This is a genomic window from Paeniglutamicibacter selenitireducens (assembly GCF_051550675.1).
GTDB lineage: Bacteria > Actinomycetota > Actinomycetes > Actinomycetales > Micrococcaceae > Paeniglutamicibacter.
The window spans coordinates 101,288-116,061 of record NZ_JBPULF010000004.1 but is presented as its reverse complement, the minus strand read 5'-3'; the positions used below and the strand labels follow the sequence as shown (position 1 = coordinate 116,061).

Sequence of the window (14,774 nt, the reverse complement as noted above, 5' to 3'; positions counted from 1 at the left end):
TCACCCAAGCTAGGCTAGAGGCAGGCAACGGCGCCTGCATCATGCAGTACACGTTTGACTAACATCCACACCTTGAAGGAGCACCTTCCCATGGCCTTGATCGATGCCATCCACGCCCGCGAAATCCTTGACTCGCGCGGAAACCCCACCGTCGAGGTCGAGGTTCTGCTCTCCGACGGTTCGCTGGGTCGCGCCGCGGTTCCGTCCGGCGCCTCCACCGGTGCCTTCGAAGCCGCGGAACGCCGCGACGAAGACCCGAAGCGCTACCAGGGCAAGGGCGTCCTGGGCGCCGTTGCAGCAGTCATCGAGGACATCGCCGAGGTTGTCGAGGGCATGGACGCCTCCGACCAGCGCGCCATCGACACCGTGATGATGGACCTCGACGGCACGGCCAACAAGTCCAAACTGGGCGCCAACGCCATCCTCGGCGTCTCGCTGGCAGTGGCAAACGCCGCGGCCGAGTCCTCGAACCTGCCGCTCTACAAGTACCTGGGCGGCCCGAACGCCCACGTCCTTCCGGTTCCGCTGATGAACATCCTCAACGGCGGCTCGCACGCCGACTCGGATGTCGACATCCAGGAATTCATGATCGCCCCGCTGGGTGCATCCACCTTCTCCGAGGGCCTTCGCTGGGGCGTCGAGGTCTACCACAACCTCAAGTCCGTGCTGAAGGAAAAGGGCCTCTCCACCGGCCTGGGCGACGAGGGCGGCTTCGCCCCGAACCTGCCCTCGAACCGTGCGGCCCTCGAGCTGATCACCGAGGCCATCACCCGCGCCGGCTACACCCCGGGTGAGGACATCGCCCTGGCCCTGGACGTCGCCTCCTCCGAGTTCTTCGAGAACGGCACCTACCAGTTCGAAGGCAAGTCGATCTCCGCCCAGGAAATGAGCGACTACTACGCACAGCTCGTGGCCGACTTCCCGCTGGTTTCCATCGAGGACCCGCTGGACGAGGACGACTGGGAAGGCTGGAAGACCCTGACCGACGCCATCGGCGACAAGGTCCAGCTGGTGGGCGACGACCTGTTCGTCACCAACCCGGAGCGTCTGGCCCGCGGCATCGAAACCCGCACCGCCAACTCGCTGCTGGTCAAGGTGAACCAGATCGGTTCGCTGACCGAGACCCTGGACGCCATCTCGATGGCCCAGCGTGCCGGTTACACCACCATCACCTCGCACCGCTCCGGTGAAACCGAAGACACCACGATCGCCGACATCTGCGTTGCCACCAACGCGGGCCAGATCAAGACCGGTGCCCCGGCCCGCTCCGAGCGCGTTGCCAAGTACAACCAGCTGCTGCGGATCGAAGAGGAACTCGGCGATGCCGCTGTTTACGCCGGCGCCGGCGCCTTCCCGCGTTTCGGTGCGTAACTAGCGCCAAAAGCACGTAGGCTCGTGGGGGAACCTTTTTGGGTTCCCCCACGGGTTTCTTGCGTTAAGGCCGGCAACACGTGGACCCAAGAACCACCGCTTGGGGTCGTGAGGCACGCCCCCAAGACAACAGGGCAAGGAGTCAGATGGCCACGCGACGTCCTCCCATGCCACGAGCCGGGTCCTCGACAGGCGACCCGCGCCGGGACGAAAATCAGCCGGAAGCCACCCAAGCCCCGGAATCCCGCGGGGCCGCTGCCCCCCGCGGAGTCGCCCCGGGGAGGCCCGCCGCCGACGCGGTACCCAAGCGCCCGCGCACCGCACGCGAACCCGGGAATCCGCCGGTGCAGCGCGGGGTTGCCCCGCAGCCTTCGGCAGCCCGGCAGAACCCGACGGCCAAGGTGATCCCCATGGGCCGGATCGCCGAGGCGGAACCCGCCGCCGAGCCCGCCCCGGCGCCCCGGAAGAAAACCCCGGCAAAACCCGCCGGAGACCACGCCGCGGCCAAGCCGGCGAAGACCGCCAAGACGCCCAAGGGGGCCAAGCCGGCGGACAAGCGGGACAAGAGCGAACGCCGGAAGTCGATGGACTCCCAGCGCAGGATCGAGGACCGGAACCTGCTCTCCGGCGCGGTGCGCCAGGACGGCAACGCGGCGAAGAAGCAGCCCAAGAAGGCCCCCGAGGGACCTTCCAAGCCGATCCCGGCGCGCAGCTTCTCCGGCCGCATCCTGGCCCTGAGCATCTCGCTGTCCGTCTTCGCCATGCTGCTGGTCCCCAGCATCGGAACCTACGCGCGCCAGCGCGATGAAATCGCGGCCCTTGAGGCATCTATCGCGGAGAAGCAGGCCGAGCAGGAGGGCCTCAAGGACCAGATCGCCCGATGGGACGATCCGCTGTACATCAAACAGCAGGCGCGAGACCGGATAAACTTGGTCATGCCCGGCGAGCGGAACTACATGGTTGTTGGCAGCAAGCCAACAGACGCCCCGCCGGCGGAAGCAAACAAGAGCCCCAACGAGATTCGTACGGATCTTCCGTGGGTCGATGCGCTGTTCGACTCGGTCCAGCGTGCCGCCACGGACTGATCCCCACCCCCGACATGAGGAGAAGGCCCCAACCGTGGACGCCGAAAACCCAAATCACGAAGCACTTGATGCCGCTGCGCGCGTGCCCAGCGAGCAGGACCTGGATACGCTCTCGCGCCAGCTGAACCGCCCGGTGCGCGACGTGGTGGAGATCGGTGCCCGCTGCGTGTGCGGCAACCCGCTGGTGGCAACCACCGCCCCGCGTCTGTCCTCGGGCATCCCGTTCCCCACCACCTACTACCTGACGCACCCGGTCATCACCTCGGCGGTCTCCCGCCTCGAGGCCGCCGGACTGATGATCCAGATGAACACGGAGCTGGGCGAGGACGCCGCACTGGCCAAGGCCTACGAGCAGGCGCACCAGCATTACCTGGCCGTGCGCGACGCCATCGGCGAACGCTCCGGCACCGGCCCGGTCCCGGAAATCGCGGGCATCTCCGCCGGCGGCATGCCCACCCGCGTGAAGTGCCTGCACGTGCTGGTCGGCCACTCGCTGGCCGCCGGCCCGGGCGTCAACCCGCTGGGCGACCGCGCCCTGGAAGGCATCTCCGAGTGGTGGACCACCGAGAAGTGCTACTGCACCGGCGCCTGGGACACCGAGGGCCCGGCACCCAGCCAGGACCGCTCCCGCCACGTGAAGACCCAGTCGGTCGACCCGGCCATCAAGCAGGCCGAGCGCGCGGCGGCCCGTGCGGCCCGCGAGGCGGCGGCAGCGAACGACTCCGACACCGGGAAGTAGGCAGCACCCCTCCATGGCACGCGTTGCAGCAATCGACTGCGGAACCAACTCCATCCGCCTGCTCATCGCAGACATCGAGCAGGGCCCGGAAGGACCCGTGCTCACCGATGTGCTGCGCCGGATGCGGGTGGTGCGGCTGGGCCAGGGCGTGGACGCCACCGGTGAGTTCGCTCCCGAGGCCCTTGAGCGCACCTTCGAGGCGATCGACGAGTACGCGGCACTGATCGAGGAGCACGGGGCCACCCGGCTCCGCTTCGTCGCAACCTCCGCCACGCGCGATGCCAGGAACCGCGACGAGTTCACCGCCGCGGTGAAGGAACGCCTCGGCGTCGAACCCGAGGTCGTGGCGGGCGACGAGGAGGCTGCGCTGTCCTTCACCGGCGCCATCTCCGTCGCACCCCCGGCGGAGGGAACCACTGTCCTTGTTGTGGATCTCGGCGGCGGATCCACCGAGTTCGTCCTCGGGGGAGCTGGCGGCCCACAGGCCGCACGAAGCATGGACATGGGGTGCGTGCGCCTCACCGAACGATTCTGGGGGCAGCAACAGCCCACCGCTGAGCAGATCGATGCGGCCCGGGCCGAGGTCAACGCGGTGCTCGACGAGGCGGCGCGCACCATCGACTTCTCGGCCGTCGACGCCATCATCGGTGTCGCGGGAACCATCACCACGCTCACCGCCGCGGCGCTGGGGCTCGAGGCCTACGATTCGGCGGCCATCCACGGCGCCGAACTCGGGATCGACACGCTGCTCGCGGGCATCGAAACCATGCTGGAGGCCGACCGCGAAACGCGGGCCGCCATGGGCTTCATGCACCCGGGCCGGGTCGACGTCATTGCGGCCGGCGCCTTGATCTACGGGTGCATCCTCGAACGGGTCCGGACGGCCACGGGCGGGGCCATCGGCACCGCCACCGCCTCCGAGCACGATATTCTTGATGGAATTGCCTGGGGCCTCTACGGATAAGCACCGTAGCTGCACCAGCAACGGATGAAGCTAGGAGAGCCCTTGAAGCGACGACTGCACCGCACCGGTGCCCTGATTCTCAGCATCGGCCTCTGCGCGGTGATGACGCTTGCCGGCGCCTCGAGCGCCAGCGCGGACGCCGTGCGGGACAGCGAATGGTGGCTCGAGTCATCGGGCGTCACCAAGGCCTGGGAAGTCTCCAAGGGCAAGGGCGTGAAGGTCGCCGTCATCGACACGGGCATCGACTCCTCCCACCCGGACCTCGTCGACGTCGTGGTCGGCGGCAAGGATGTTTCCGGGGCTGGCGAGGCCGACGGTTCCAAGCCGCTGGGAAACCTGCCGGAGCACGGAACCCTGGTGGCGACGCTGCTGGCGGGCCGGGGCAACAACTCGGCGGAGATCGACGCCGCGCGCGCCGAGGCCGAGGCACAGCAGATCGCCTACGACAGGGCCGTGCAGGAGGCGACGGCGGCGGGGGAGACCCCGCCGGTGAAGCCCGAGCCCGTCGAGATCCCCAAGCCTGGCCCCGGGCCCGACGGCGTCGTGGGCGTCGCCCCGGAAGCGGAACTGCTATCGGCATCGCTTTGGATGGGCACCGAGAACCCAGCGGGCATCAGCGTCGAGGACCAGGTGCCGGCAGCCGTCATCTGGGCCGTGGACAAGGGTGCCCGGGTCATCAACATGTCGCTGGGTTCCACCCGGCCGGAATGGCCGGTCAGCTGGGACAGGGCCTTCAAGTACGCCGAGGACCACGACGTGGTCGTGGTGGCCGCAGCGGGCAACCGCGCCGGCGGCATGAGCCAGGTCGGCGCCCCGGCAACGATCCCCGGCGTGCTGACGGTGGCGGGCATCGACCGCGAGGGCAAGGCCAGCGTGGATTCCTCGACCGAGGGCATCAGCATCGGCGTCGCGGCCCCCGCCGAGCCGCTGGTCGGCGGCCTGCCCGACGGCGGCTACGCCGACTGGTCGGGCACCTCGGGTGCCGCCCCGCTGGTCTCCGGAGTCGCGGCCATGATCCGCTCGAAGTACCCGGAGATGAAAGCACCCCAGGTGATCAACCGCATCCTCTACACGGCCAAGGACGCGGGAAAGCCGGGGGTCGACAACCTCTACGGGCACGGCATCCTCGATGCGAACGCGGCACTGACGGCGGAGGTGCCGATGGCCGCGGAGAACCCGATGAACACCATCACCGAATGGATCCGGGTGCACCGGCGCGGGGCCAAGCCCAGCACCTCGCCAAGCCTGGACCCGGGGGTTTCCACCGAGACCTCCGACATCGCACCGATCGCTGCCCCGCAACCGCTGGCCCCCGCGACGGACGGCCAGGTCCTGCAGCCTGTGCTGGTGCTCGGGTTCGGCACGTTGCTGCTGCTCACCGTCGTTGTCGGCTCCACGCACTACGTGCGTTCCTCGCGGACCCGCAGGCGCGCGGAGGCGGCCGCTGTCGGGTCGGTTGCATCGCTGAAACTGGAGGAGCCGGGCGGGGAACGGGACATCTTCGACGACCTCCCGGAGTCCGGTCCCAAGGCCTGATGACGCCCCCGCGAAGCATTAGTGAACATTTTCACAAACGGCCTTTTTCGCGATAGCATGGAGACATGCCTATCACTGAACAACTTTCCGATCGCCCGCGCATTCTTGTCGTCGGCGGCGGCTACGTCGGCCTCTATGTCGCGATGAAACTGCAGAAGAAGGTCAAGGACCACGGCGGCATCGTCACCGTCGTCGACCCGCTGCCGTACATGACCTACCAGCCCTTCCTCCCCGAGGTTGCCGGCGGCCAGATCGAACCGCGCCACGTCGTGGTGTCGCACCGCCAGCACCTCAAGCACGCCGAACTGATCAACGGCCGCGTCTCCGCCATCGACCACAAGAACAACAAGGCCGTCATCGTGCCCGTGGTCGGCGAGCCGTTCGAGATCGAATACCGCGACGTCGTCATGGCCGCCGGCGCCATCACCCGCACCTTCCCGATCCCGGGCCTGGCCGACACCGGCATCGGCCTGAAGTCGATCGAGGAAGCCGTTGCCCTGCGCAACAAGATCCTTGAGCGCATCGAATCCGCGTCGCTGATGACCGATGCCGCGGAGCGCAAGCGCGCGCTGACCTTCGTCGTGGTTGGCGGCGGCTTCGCCGGCATCGAGACCATCGCCGAGATCGAGGACATGGCCCGCCACGCGGCCAAGCTCAACGGCCGCATCGAGAAGGGCGAACTGCGCTTCGTCGTCATCGAAGCCATGGGACGCATCATGCCCGAGGTCACCGCCGAGCAGGCGGAGTGGGTCGTCGACCACCTGCGCAGCCGCGGCATCGAGGTACTGCTCAACACCTCGCTGGCAGACGCCGAGGGCGGCGTCCTCCAGCTGATCAACATGGCAGACAAGTCCCCGGCCGAGACCTTCGCGTCCGACACCCTGATCTGGACCGCAGGCGTCATGGCCAACCCGATGGTCCGCTCCACCGACTTCCCGATCGAAGCCCGCGGACGTGTCATGACCGGCACCGACCTGCGCATCACCGGAGAGGACGGCGTCGCCATCGAGGGCGCCTGGGCCGCGGGCGACGTTTCCGCAGTGCCCGACGTGACCGGCGGCCTGCCGGACGGCACCTGCGTGCCCAACGCACAGCACGCCGTGCGCCAGGCCAAGCTGCTGGCGAAGAACCTGTACGCAACCCGCTACGGCGTCGGCCGCGTCAAGAACTACAAGCACAAGAACCTCGGCGCAGTCGCCGGCTTCGGTGCGCACAAGGGTGTCGCCAAGGTCATGGGCATCAAGCTCAAGGGCTTCCCGGCCTGGCTTGCACACCGCGGCTACCACGGCATGGCCATGCCGACGTTCGAGCGCAAGTTCCGCGTGGTCGGCGGTTGGTTCAACTCGCTGCTCTTCCAGCGCGACACGCTGCAGCTGAACAACCTGGACAACCCGCGCGCCACCTTCGTGGAGGCAGCAACCCCGAAGCCCCGCGCCTAAGGGAATTCCCGAGGCGCCGGGCATGGTGATAGGTATCGGCCAGGCGTCCCCGAGGACGTGAATGCGGCGGGATCCGGACTTCGTGTTCGGATCCCGCCATGTTTCACTTCAAAGTGCGTGATCGCGTAGGCTGGTCACGTAGGCCCCTATGGTGGAATTGGCATACACGACTGACTTAAAATCAGTTGCCGAGAGGCTTGTGGGTTCGAGTCCCACTGGGGGTACAAAGCGGGAAAAGCGGTTGTTGTGGGTCCGAAAAGGATCTACAACAACCGCTTTTTGCGTGTTACAGACGACTTTCGACATTTCCATTCTTTGGGCCGAATGCGCCGATTGCGGGCGTAGCGAGCGACGTCGGCGGAGTGGCAAGCCATGGGTCGGGCTGAGCTGACTCGGACAGAGGCGCAAGTGAGGTCGGGGGTTCCCGCTTCCCGTTACGTTGCTGTAATCAAATACGCCTTATATTGTCGTGTGATTTACGTTACGTTCCATAGTAGCCGGGGAGCCTCGGCTGCCTCGTGGGCCATAGCGCCGGGGCATACTTTTGAGGAGAGCCAACATGGTCGCACTTGCACGATCGCGTTTTACTCGAGGAAGCCGCCTACTCGCGGTAGGAGCCGCAGTGGCCTTGACCGCAACCGCCTGCGGAGGTGGCGGGGGCGCCTCACCCAGCCCGTCGGCCAGTGGCTCTGGTGCACCGGCGGCCTCGGGGGACGGCCAGCTGAAGCTCGGCACCCTGCTGCCCAACACCGGCGCGCTTTCCTTCTTCGGGCCGCCGATGACGGCGGGCGTCGATCTTGCGATCAAGGAAATCAATGCCGCCGGAGGGGTTAACGGCAAGGACGTCACCGCCGTCAACCGGGATTCCGGCGACACGACGACGAACATCGCCACCCAGTCGACCACCGAAATGCTGGGCCAGGGCGTCTCGGCAATCATCGGTGCCGCATCCTCCGGCGTGACAAAGACGGTGATCAACCAGGTCACCGGCGGCGGCACGCTGATGATGTCGCCGGCCAACACCTCGCCGGACTTCACCACGTGGGACGACAAGGGTCTGTACTGGCGCACCGCGCCGTCGGACGTCATGCAGGGCCGCATCCTTGGCAACGTCATGGTCGGCGAAGGCGCATCAAGCGTCGGAATGATCGTGCTCAACGACGCCTACGGCACCGGCCTGGCCAAGAACATCAGGGCCGCAGTCGAGGGGGCCGGCGGCGAAATCGTCGCGGAGTCGATGTTCAACGAGGGCGACTCGCAGTTCTCCTCACAGGTTGACGAGGTTGTCGCGGCGAACCCCGACGCAATCGCAATCCTCAGCTTCGACCAGGCACGTTCCATCATCCCGCTGCTTGTCCAGAAGGGCGTCCCCGCCAGCAAGATGTACTTTGTCGACGGCAACCTGACGGACTACTCGAAGGACTTCGACAAGGGCACGCTGGAAGGCGCCCAGGGAACCCAGCCGGGTTCGTTCGCCAAGGACGACTTCAAGGAACGCCTTGCGACGGTCAACGACAAGCTCAAGGACTGGAACTACGCGGCAGAGTCCTACGATGCCGCAACGGTGATCGCCCTGGCAGCCACGGTGGCCAAGGCCACCGACGGTGCTTCGATCGCCAAGCAGCTCGAGGCGGTGTCGCGCGACGGCGAGAAGTGCACCGACTTCGCCTCGTGCAAGACGCTGCTCGACGCGGGCAAGGACATCGACTACGACGGGGTCTCGGGCCCGATCAGCTTCGACAAGAACGGCGACATCTCCGAGGGCATCATGGGCATCTACAAGTACGACGACAACAACGTGCCGCAGCCGCTGCGTGAAGAGGCCGGGGCCATCTAGCACCTGAAGCATTCACCAGATTGAACGGCAAGGGGGCCGGTTCGAAAGAACCGGCCCCCTTTCGCGTGGCCCGTGCAGTGGCCCGGGCGATTTGTGTCAGCTCCCGGGAGCCTGGTCCCGGCGCTCCTCGGCTTCCTCCTGCTCAACGGTCTCGGCAAGGTTGCCCAGGTAGAGCTGGATGACCTTGGGGTCCTTGAGCAGCTCCCTGCCCGTGCCCGTGTGGGCGTCGCGGCCCTGGTCCAGGACGTAGGCGCGGTCGCAGATCTGCAGGCAGCGCCGTGCATTCTGCTCGACCATGATCACGCAGACCCCGGCGCGGTTGATCTCGTGGACCCGCAGGAACGTCTCGTCCTGCTTGACCGGAGAGAGGCCCGCAGAGGGCTCGTCGAGCAGCAACACCGCCGGGTCCATCATCAGCGCCCGGCCCATGGCCACCATCTGCCGCTCGCCGCCCGAAAGCGACCCTGCCCGCTGGCTCCTGCGCTTGCCGAGCTCGGGGAAAAGGGATGCGACGAAGTCGAAGCGCTCGGAGAAGTCCTTCGGGCGCTGGAAGATCCCCATTTGGAGGTTCTCCTCGATCGTCAGTGTCTGGAAGACGTTGTTGGTTTGCGGCACGAATCCCAGTCCGCGGGCCACCAGCTTGTTGGCCTTGAGCCCGGTGAGGTCCTCGCCATGCACCACGACGTTTCCCGAATGCACCTTGACCAGACCGAACATGGCCTTCAGCAGTGTCGACTTGCCGGCTCCGTTGGGGCCGATGATGCCGATGAGCTCGCCCTTGCGGGCCTCCAGGTTGCAGCCGTTAAGGATGTTGACCCCGGGGATGTACCCCGCCACCAGGTCGCTGACGGTGACGACGGCCTGGCCGCCTGTTTCATTCATGGCTTCCCCTGGTTTTCGTCGGTTGGTTCGGTCGATTCGCCCATCTGCAGCAGTTCTCCGGCATCTTCCGTGCCGACCACGGAATCCTCGTCCTCGCTCAGGGCGTCCTCGAGCTTGGCGGCACCGTCCGCGGTGCCCAGGTCGACGTCGTGGTGCGCGCCGAGGTAGGCATCGATCACGGCTGGGTCCTGCATGACTGCCTTCGGCGGTCCCTCGGCCACCACGCGGCCCTCGGCCATGACGATGACCCAGTCGGCGATGTGCCGGACCATGTGCATGTCGTGCTCCACGAAAAGCACAGTTGTCCCGGTGCCCTTCAGGTTCTTGATGTGGTCAAGCAGCGACTGCGTCAGCGCCGGGTTGACGCCGGCCATGGGCTCGTCCAGCATGACAAGTTTCGGGTCCGCCATCAGTGCCCTGGCCATTTCCAGAAGCTTGCGCTGGCCTCCGGAGAGGGACGCCGCGTAGTCCTCGCGCTTTTCATGGAGCTTGAACTTCTCCAGCAGCCCGTCCGCGGTTGCCGTGAGCTCGGCTTCGCGAGCTCTCCACAGCCATGGGAACATGGCCTTCCACAGGGATTCCCCGGGCTGGTCCTTGCCGCCAAGGCGCATGTTCTCGATGACGGTGAGCTTGCCCATGACCTTGGTCAGTTGGAAGGTGCGAACCATTCCCAGCCGGGCCACCTTGTGCGGGGAAACCCCGGAGAGGCTGTGCCCGTCGAAGGTCCACGAACCGGAGTTCGGGGAGTCGAACCCCGTGAGCAGGTTGAAGAGCGTGGTTTTCCCGGCACCGTTGGGACCGATCAGCGCCGTGATCTTGTGCCGTGGGATTTCCACATGGTCCACGTCGACTGCATGCAACGCGCCGAAGGTGCGTCGGACGCCGTCGGCGACGATGATCGGGTCCCGTTTGGCGCAACCGGGTTCGGCCGGGCCGACCGCGATGGGCCGTGAGTCGTTGACGTACGGGTTGTCGGTTTCGGGGGAGAGGCCCGTCGAGGGCGTGTCTGCGAACTGCTGCGCGTCGGTCATGAGAATGCCAGTTCCTTCTTGTTGCCCAAGATTCCTTGGGGTCGGAAAATCATCAGCAGCATCAGGGCGACGCCGACCAGGATGTAGCGCAGCTGGCCGGCCTGGATGCTGGTCAGGAACGTGATCGCGCCCGATTCGATGAGTCCCAGCAGGATGCCCTGGGTCAGCGAGAGCACGACCCAGAAGATCATGGCGCCGAGTACTGAGCCGAACACGGTGGCCATGCCGCCAAGCAGCAACGCCGTCCACAGGAAGAACGTGAGTTCGGTTCCGTAGTTGGCCGGTTGGACGGCTCCCGTGGGCAGGGTGAAGAGGATCCCGGCCAGCGAGCCGAAGATGCCGCCGATGATCAGCGCCTCCATCTTGTAGACGAAGACGTTCTTGCCCAGGGAGCGCACTGCGTGTTCGTCCTCGCGGATGCCCTTGAGCACGCGCCCCCACGGGCTGCGCATCAAGGCCCACACGACGCCGGCGCACAGCAGCACCAGGGCCCAGGCCACGATGGAAATCCAAAGGGTCCTGTCGTTGTACTGCAGCGGGCCGATCTGGTAGTTCCCCGGCGGGAACGGGTTCAGCTCGTAGAATCCCCGTTCAAAGGTCGCCAGGCCGTTGGCCGAACCGGTGAGGTTGGTCAGGGAGTTGGTGGTAACGACGTACCTGACGATCTCGGCTGCCGCAATGGTCACGATCGCCAGGTAGTCGGCGCGCAGGCGTAGCGTCGGGATGCCCAGCAGGAGCGCGAAGAGCACCGAGGCCACGACAGCTGTCAAGACGGCCAGTGGCAGCGGCGCCCCGAAGGTCAGCGTGGAGATGGCGAACCCATAGGCGCCGACGGCCATGAAGCCGGCCTGGCCGAAGTTCAGCAGCCCGGCGTAGCCGAAGTGCACGGCCAAACCGAGGGCCGCCAGCGCGTAGGAGGCGGTGATGGGGCTGACGACCTGGGTCAGCGCGTTGGTAAAGATCGTTGCGAAGTCCATGTCTGTTCTCCCTTAACCCACACGCTCACGACGGCCCAGGATGCCCTGCGGCCTGAACAACAGCACCAAGATCATGACGGCCAATGCCCCCACGTACTTCAAGTCGGCCTCGAGCCAGATCGTGGAGATCTCGACCATCAGGCCCACGAGCACCGAACCGATGAGGGCGCCGAACACGGTGCCCAGGCCGCCGAGGGTGACGCCCGCGAAGATCAGCAGCAGGATCTGCTGCCCCATGTTGAAGGTGACGCCGGGGCGGTAGTACGCCCACAGGATGCCGCCCAGGGCGGCCAGCATGCTGCCGACCACCCACACCATCCGGATCACCCGGTCGACGTCGATGCCCGAGGCCGCGGCCAGCGCGGGGTTGTCGGCCACGGCGCGGGTTGCCTTGCCGAACCTTGTCTTGAGCAGCAGCAGCGCCACGGCGATGATGACCACCAGCGAAACCACCAGCGAAACGAGCGTGTTGCGTGAAATGGAGATCCCCGCGAACTTCAGCAACGGGCTCTGCGCGCCGGGCAGCTGTTCGGTGGTTCCGCCGAAGAAGAAGAGGATGACGTAGCGCATGGCCAATGCCAGGCCGATCGAAACGATCATCATGGGCACCAATGCCGAGCCGCGGCGGCGCAACGGCTTCCACAGTCCCCAGTCCTGCACCCAGCCCAGCGCCCCGCCAAGCAGGACGGCGACTACGAGTGCCGCCCACAACGGGAACCCCCAGGCGGAGAGCGCGAAAGCGGCCACCGCGCCAAAGGTCACCATCTCGCCGTGCGCGAAGTTGGTCAGGCCCGTGGTGCCGAAGACCAGCGAGAGCCCGACCGCTGTCAGCGCCAGCAGCAACCCGAAACTGAGCCCCGCGACGATGCGTTCGCCGACGATGGACCCGAAGGAGGCCGCGGGCGGTGCGGCACTTTCACCGACCTTGAAAATCACGCCCATGTTGGATGACGTGCCGAACTCGACGATCCGCGGGTTGGGCTCTCCGCTGGAGAGCGGCTTGTCCGGAGGAAGGGTCGTCACGTCCAGCAGCACCTCGTAGGTCCCCTTCTCGGGGACGACGATGACCCATCGCCCGTCCTTGTCGGTGACGTCCTCGGCGCTGAATCCCGTGCTTGAGGTCGCAGTGATGCGGACACCCTCGAGGGGTTCCTTCCCGTCGCGCAGGGTGCCGCGGATGGTGAATTCCTGCGACTGTTTGGGTACCTGGGCCTCGACCTGCGCCGTGTCCGGCCGGCCTGCGGCAAGCGCCGTCGAGGGAGGCATCAGCGACGCGAACAGCACTCCGATGAACAATCCCAGGATCACGAACAAATGGCCAGTTGATGATTTGGCTTGACGAAGCACGGTGCGAGCCCTCTCGTCGCTTTCAGTCCGAATTCCAAGCAATTCGGGGACTGATGTGGCATAGGTCACTATATGTTTGATTATCGTAGTGCCAAGCCGGACAAAAACGGCAAGCATCCGTCCACGAAGTGCCTGATTCCCAAAACGGTCTGGTAAACGCGGGGTTTTCGGTTCCGGCGCCCACGTTTCCGTGTCGCGATGCACGCCCGTGTCGCCGGGCTCCGGAAGGGCGTCGCGTGCCGTGGCAGCGGGGCAGGGGTGGGCGTCGCCGGGTGCCGGCCGGCCTGCGGCCGGGTTTCACCGGAGCCGGGCCGCAAGGGTGCCGCAGGGCCGTTCGCCGAGTGGAAACCGGGACCCGTTCAGAATTCTTGAAGAAAGGTGGTCGGATCGGGATTTATCGGTCGTGCTCGTTCGTTGTATCAACGTAGGCTATTAACTGACAACCTACCAAGGAGAATCATCATGGCCCTGGGCGGAAACCCGGTCTTCAATTCCAAGAACTATCGCGAGCAGACCCGTGCGGCCGGCCCCGCGGGTGCCGCGCCCACGTCCTACGCAGAACCGGGCATGAGCCCGCAGGCCCTGCAGGATCTCTACTCGCAGCCGTCCGCATCGAACATGCAGATGGGGCGACTGACCTACACCGACGTCATCAACAAGACGGCGCTGTGCCTCGGCTTGGTCGTCATTGGCGCGGCCATCGGCTGGCAGCTGCCGGTGCTGATGCTGGTCGGCGCCCTGGTCGGTCTGGTCCTGGGCCTGGTGAACTCGTTCAAGCGCGAACCGTCGCCGATCCTGATCATGCTCTACGCGGGCTTCGAGGGGCTCTTCCTCGGTGGCATGTCTGCCTTCTTCGAGGCCCGCTACCCGGGCATCGCGGTCCAGGCTGTGCTCGCCACCTTCTCCGTGTTCGCCGTGACCTTGGTGCTGTACCGCTCGGGCAAGTACCGCGCGACCCCGAAGATGACCAAGATGTTCATGATCGCCCTGATCGGCTACGGCGTGTTCTCGTTGCTGAACTTCGTCCTGATGCTCACCGGCGTTGTCGGCGGCGAGTTCGGCCTGCGCTCGGGCGGATGGGGTCTCGCCATCGGCGCGTTGGCCGTATTGCTTGCTACCTATGCGCTGGTCATGGACTTCACCTCGGTTTCCGAGGGCGTGCGCCAGGGTGCCCCGGCCAAGATGGCCTGGACCGCCGCCTTCGGCCTGACCGTGACACTGATCTGGCTGTACGTTGAGATTCTGCGCATTCTGGCTATCTTGCGTGGCGACGACTAGTCATTCTGCTGTGTGACCGCGGGGCAGTACCCACTATTTGGGTGCTGCCCCGCGGTTTTTCTGCAATATGGGCGTCATCTTTGACGCGCGCCGAACTTTCTAGGGATACCGTATGTTCATGAGATTCATCGGCAGTGCAACCGCGGGGGGACAGACCATGCCTCGTGGCATGCGCACGGCCCGACTGTCACTGTCTTCGGCCGCCACGTGCAGGGTCCGCCATGCGGTGCCCGCGATGCGCCGCGTGCCGCATGCCGGAAACGGGGGCGCGGCATGAAATTCTCGGAC

12 protein-coding genes and 1 tRNA gene are annotated in these 14,774 nt (G+C 66.1%); 9 read left to right on the top strand and 4 right to left on the bottom strand.

Annotated elements, in window-relative coordinates; genetic code table 11:
- Positions 1-90 precede the first annotated feature (90 nt).
- From eno to ACSYDW_RS09435, 8 genes are all read left to right on the top strand, one after another.
- Positions 91-1,371 carry a phosphopyruvate hydratase gene (gene eno, locus ACSYDW_RS09470; RefSeq protein ID WP_438338480.1) on the top strand — a complete coding sequence of 427 codons (1,281 nt, stop codon included), beginning with the start codon at positions 91-93 and terminating at the stop codon, positions 1,369-1,371.
- Positions 1,372-1,517: 146 nt separating this feature from the next.
- Positions 1,518-2,456: an FtsB family cell division protein gene (locus ACSYDW_RS09465; protein ID WP_438338479.1), complete on the top strand. Its 939-nt coding sequence runs from the start codon at positions 1,518-1,520 to the stop codon at positions 2,454-2,456.
- 34 nt (positions 2,457-2,490) lie between these two features.
- Complete coding sequence (locus ACSYDW_RS09460) at positions 2,491-3,195, top strand: DUF501 domain-containing protein (RefSeq protein WP_438338478.1); 705 nt, start codon at positions 2,491-2,493, stop codon at positions 3,193-3,195.
- A gap of 13 nt (positions 3,196-3,208) precedes the next feature.
- Complete coding sequence (locus ACSYDW_RS09455; protein ID WP_438338477.1) at positions 3,209-4,159, top strand: Ppx/GppA phosphatase family protein; 951 nt, start codon at positions 3,209-3,211, stop codon at positions 4,157-4,159.
- A 24-nt stretch (positions 4,160-4,183) separates the two neighbouring features.
- Positions 4,184-5,695: a S8 family serine peptidase gene (locus tag ACSYDW_RS09450; RefSeq protein WP_438338476.1), complete on the top strand. Its 1,512-nt coding sequence runs from the start codon at positions 4,184-4,186 to the stop codon at positions 5,693-5,695.
- Positions 5,696-5,760: 65 nt separating this feature from the next.
- Positions 5,761-7,134, top strand: a complete 1,374-nt coding sequence (locus tag ACSYDW_RS09445; protein ID WP_438338475.1) for an NAD(P)/FAD-dependent oxidoreductase — start codon at positions 5,761-5,763, stop codon at positions 7,132-7,134.
- Between the two features lie 142 nt (positions 7,135-7,276).
- Positions 7,277-7,358: transfer RNA gene (locus ACSYDW_RS09440), tRNA-Leu, on the top strand.
- Positions 7,359-7,693: 335 nt separating this feature from the next.
- The gene (locus ACSYDW_RS09435; protein ID WP_438338474.1) at positions 7,694-8,971 is read left to right on the top strand and encodes an ABC transporter substrate-binding protein; all 1,278 of its coding nucleotides are present in this window, start codon (positions 7,694-7,696) and stop codon (positions 8,969-8,971) included.
- Positions 8,972-9,067: 96 nt separating this feature from the next.
- On the opposite strand, the gene ACSYDW_RS09430 is transcribed toward ACSYDW_RS09435, so the two are convergent.
- Genes ACSYDW_RS09430 through ACSYDW_RS09415 form a run of 4 tightly spaced genes read right to left on the bottom strand, consistent with a single transcriptional unit; the run spans position 9,068 to position 13,127 of the window.
- Entirely contained in the window at positions 9,068-9,853 is a 786-nt protein-coding gene (locus ACSYDW_RS09430; RefSeq protein ID WP_438338473.1) for an ABC transporter ATP-binding protein, read from the bottom strand.
- Complete coding sequence (locus tag ACSYDW_RS09425; RefSeq protein WP_438338472.1) at positions 9,850-10,884, bottom strand: ABC transporter ATP-binding protein; 1,035 nt, start codon at positions 10,882-10,884, stop codon at positions 9,850-9,852. Before ACSYDW_RS09425 ends, ACSYDW_RS09430 begins: the two co-directional genes overlap by 4 nt.
- Positions 10,881-11,861: a branched-chain amino acid ABC transporter permease gene (locus tag ACSYDW_RS09420; RefSeq protein ID WP_438338471.1), complete on the bottom strand. Its 981-nt coding sequence runs from the start codon at positions 11,859-11,861 to the stop codon at positions 10,881-10,883. Before ACSYDW_RS09420 ends, ACSYDW_RS09425 begins: the two co-directional genes overlap by 4 nt.
- A 12-nt stretch (positions 11,862-11,873) precedes the next feature.
- A complete protein-coding gene (locus ACSYDW_RS09415; protein WP_438338657.1) occupies positions 11,874-13,127 on the bottom strand; it encodes a branched-chain amino acid ABC transporter permease in 1,254 nt (417 codons plus the stop codon).
- A gap of 543 nt (positions 13,128-13,670) precedes the next feature.
- Here ACSYDW_RS09415 and ACSYDW_RS09410 point away from each other — a divergent pair.
- On the top strand, positions 13,671-14,486 hold the full coding sequence (locus ACSYDW_RS09410) for a Bax inhibitor-1/YccA family protein (RefSeq protein ID WP_438338470.1): 816 nt from the start codon (positions 13,671-13,673) through the stop codon (positions 14,484-14,486).
- Positions 14,487-14,774: the final 288 nt, after the last annotated feature.

Coding starts and splice junctions, on each gene's coding strand:
- ACSYDW_RS09435 (WP_438338474.1), top strand. CDS start 7,694: ATGGTCGCACTTGCACGATCGCGTTTTACTCGAGGAAGCCGCCTACTC.
- ACSYDW_RS09445 (WP_438338475.1), top strand. CDS start 5,761: ATGCCTATCACTGAACAACTTTCCGATCGCCCGCGCATTCTTGTCGTC.
- ACSYDW_RS09455 (WP_438338477.1), top strand. CDS start 3,209: ATGGCACGCGTTGCAGCAATCGACTGCGGAACCAACTCCATCCGCCTG.
- ACSYDW_RS09430 (WP_438338473.1), bottom strand. CDS start 9,853: ATGAATGAAACAGGCGGCCAGGCCGTCGTCACCGTCAGCGACCTGGTG.
- ACSYDW_RS09415 (WP_438338657.1), bottom strand. CDS start 13,127: ATGCCTCCCTCGACGGCGCTTGCCGCAGGCCGGCCGGACACGGCGCAG.
- ACSYDW_RS09425 (WP_438338472.1), bottom strand. CDS start 10,884: ATGACCGACGCGCAGCAGTTCGCAGACACGCCCTCGACGGGCCTCTCC.
- ACSYDW_RS09465 (WP_438338479.1), top strand. CDS start 1,518: ATGGCCACGCGACGTCCTCCCATGCCACGAGCCGGGTCCTCGACAGGC.
- eno (WP_438338480.1), top strand. CDS start 91: ATGGCCTTGATCGATGCCATCCACGCCCGCGAAATCCTTGACTCGCGC.
- ACSYDW_RS09450 (WP_438338476.1), top strand. CDS start 4,184: ATGAAGCTAGGAGAGCCCTTGAAGCGACGACTGCACCGCACCGGTGCC.
- ACSYDW_RS09420 (WP_438338471.1), bottom strand. CDS start 11,861: ATGGACTTCGCAACGATCTTTACCAACGCGCTGACCCAGGTCGTCAGC.
- ACSYDW_RS09410 (WP_438338470.1), top strand. CDS start 13,671: ATGGCCCTGGGCGGAAACCCGGTCTTCAATTCCAAGAACTATCGCGAG.